A 1,820-nucleotide genomic window follows, 5' to 3' on the forward strand; every position below is an offset into this window, starting at 1 on the left:
TAAAAAATTTCAAAACTACATAAACGGAAAATGGTGCGATGCAAAATCGGGACAAGAATTCGAGAATCGCAATCCGGCAAATAACAACGAAGTATTGGGAACGTTTCCCAAATCATCAAAAGAAGACGTGAATGAAGCCGTTGCCGCGGCGAAGAAAGCGTTCGAGAGTTGGCGATTAGTTCCGGCACCAAAACGCGGAGACATTCTCAAAAAAGTCGGCGACATAATGACGGAACGCAAAGAAGAACTCGCCCGCGCAATGACGAAAGAAATGGGAAAAGTGTTGCTCGAAACGCGCGGCGATGTGCAAGAAGGAATTGACACAGCATATTACGCCGCATCGGAAGGACGACGATTATTCGGTCACACCGTTCCGAGCGAATTGCCGAACAAATTCAATATGGCAGTGCGTTCTCCAATTGGCGTTGCAGGATTGATTACTCCGTGGAATTTTCCGATGGCAATTCCGACATGGAAAAGTTTTCCTGCGTTGTTATGCGGAAATACGATTGTGTTTAAACCCGCATCAATTACGCCCGAAACTGCAACACATCTCGTAGAAATTTTGATTGATGCCGGAGTTCCCGAAGGCGTTGTGAATATTGTTCATGGCGGCGGAAGTGATGTCGGAAACGCAATCGTCGAACATCACGATGTGGATTTGATTTCGTTCACCGGTTCGACAGAAGTGGGAAAGAAAATTTCTAAAATGGGAGCAGATACATTGAAACGCATTTCGCTTGAACTCGGCGGAAAGAATGCGCAAATCGTAATGGACGATGCTGATTTGGATTTGGCGCTCAATGCTGTTTTATGGGGAGCATTCGGAACAACGGGACAACGCTGCACTGCAACGTCGCGTTTGATTGTTCACGAAAAAGTGTATGATGAATTTATGAAAATGCTCGTTGCGCGTACAGAAAAATTGCGTCTCGGCGATGGACTTTTGGATGCAACGGAAGTTGGTCCGTGTGTATCCGAATCGCAGCGAAATACTGTGATGGAATACGTCGAGATTGGAAAGAAAGAAGGCGCGAAACTTGTGTGCGGAGGAAACATTGCAAAAGGAAGCGGCTTGAATGACGGATGGTTTCATCAACCAACAATTTTTGGCGATGTGCTTCCGAATATGCGCATTGCAAAAGAAGAAATCTTCGGTCCCGTGCTTTCAGTGCTCAAAATAAAATCCATCGAAGAAGGAATAAAAGTTTTGAACGATACGATTTACGGTTTGTCTTCTTCCGTGTTCACAAAAAATATCAACAATGCGTACACTGCAATGCGCGATATCAAAGCGGGAATTGTGTACATCAATGCGCCAACAATCGGAGCAGAAGCGCATATGCCATTTGGTGGAGTAAAACAAACGGGCAACGGTCATCGCGAAGGCGGATGGACGGTGTACGATTTCTTTTCGGAATGGAAAACAATTTATGTTGACTTTTCCGGAAAGTTGCAGAAAGCGCAGATTGATACATAGTGAATGAATAAGGTTGAAAAGATTCTTCTGAAAATTCTCAGTGGAAATGCAGATAACAATATTGATTTTGAAGACTTGTGTTTAGTTTTGAAAAATTACAACTTCAATGAACGCATCATAAGGAAGTCATCATATTTTTTCCAAAAGTGGAATTGAAGAAATTATCAATATCCAACCCAAAAGTAATAATGCGAAAGCATATCAAGTGAAACAAATTCGAAATATTTTTCTGAAATATCAGTTAAGTGATTTGCTATGAGTAAATATGAAATCATAATTTATTGGAGCGATGATGATAACGCATTTATCGCAGAAGTTCCGGAATTGTCGGGATGTATGG

General features: G+C 42.4%; 2 protein-coding genes and 1 pseudogene. All 3 read left to right on the forward strand.

The annotated features are described in order from the left end of the window. Window positions 1–1,480 (forward strand): aldehyde dehydrogenase family protein (locus tag FJ218_11460; protein MBM4167519.1); only part of this gene is annotated, 1,480 nt, incomplete at its 5' end. Window positions 1,481–1,483: 3 nt separating this feature from the next. After that, window positions 1,484–1,739: pseudogene (locus tag FJ218_11465) on the forward strand (type II toxin-antitoxin system HicA family toxin). Next, window positions 1,736–1,820: type II toxin-antitoxin system HicB family antitoxin (locus FJ218_11470; GenBank protein ID MBM4167520.1), on the forward strand; the 85-nt coding region annotated here is incomplete at its 3' end. The pseudogene FJ218_11465 and the gene FJ218_11470, both read left to right, overlap by 4 nt.

The sequence above is a fragment of the Ignavibacteria bacterium genome, assembly GCA_016873775.1.
Taxonomy (GTDB): domain Bacteria; phylum Bacteroidota; class Ignavibacteria; order UBA10030; family F1-140-MAGs086; genus JAGXRH01.